1 protein-coding gene is annotated in these 731 nt (G+C 59.8%); it reads right to left on the bottom strand.

The annotated features are described in order from the left end of the window. On the bottom strand, positions 1 to 731 hold a 731-nt coding region (locus IVB13_RS08290), incomplete at both ends, for an IS701 family transposase (RefSeq protein WP_247488304.1).

Raw genomic sequence — 731 nt, 5'->3', positions numbered from 1 at the left:
TGCGAGGCGACGATGTTGCAGGAAGGCGTAGGCAATCATTGTCATAAGGGCGTGGCGATGAAGACCTTGCCATGATCGCCCTTCGAAGTGATCAAGTCCAAGTTCCTCCTTCAACTGTTGATGCGCCTGCTCACAAATCCACCGTGCCTTGATGGTGGCGGCCAGCGTGCGCAGATCCGTCGTCGCCGGAAGATTGGCGAGATAGTATTTCTTCTCCCCGGAGGCACGTTGCTCGCCAATGAGCCAGGCTTCGTCGCCTGGGAGATGCTGCTGACCTTTATCCCATATCCGCTGCGGAGGGCCGTCGGCGGTGCGGACACGGAGAGCAGCAAATCGGGCTTTGAGCCGACCTTTCGTCCCGCTGCGCCAACTCACGGTTTTCCATTTGGCGCTGGCCAGCATTTGTTCTGCCGCAATCGATAAGATATCGGGCACGTGGTGCTTTCGTGGTTTGCCACGGGCTTTGGTGATCGGCCAAATGAGCTTCACATCGACCGGATACACTTTCTGGTGCCGAGGGATACCGACCGCCCAGGCCAGCCCGCGCTCTGTTAGCCCTTGTCGAAACGGCGCGCTGAGGCCGTATCCTGCATCCGCCAGCACACATCCAAAGCGTATGTTGGCTGCCATCGCGCGGTCAATCTCGGCCAAAGCGATCTCCGGCTTGGACCGCGGCGTTCGGTGTTCGACTGGCACGCGAGCGCGCTTCAAGCGAGGCATGTCGCTTGTCC

Source organism: Bradyrhizobium sp. 17, from assembly GCF_023073515.1.
GTDB classification, from domain to species: domain Bacteria; phylum Pseudomonadota; class Alphaproteobacteria; order Rhizobiales; family Xanthobacteraceae; genus Bradyrhizobium; species Bradyrhizobium canariense_D.
This window is presented reverse-complemented; position numbering and strand designations above follow the sequence as displayed.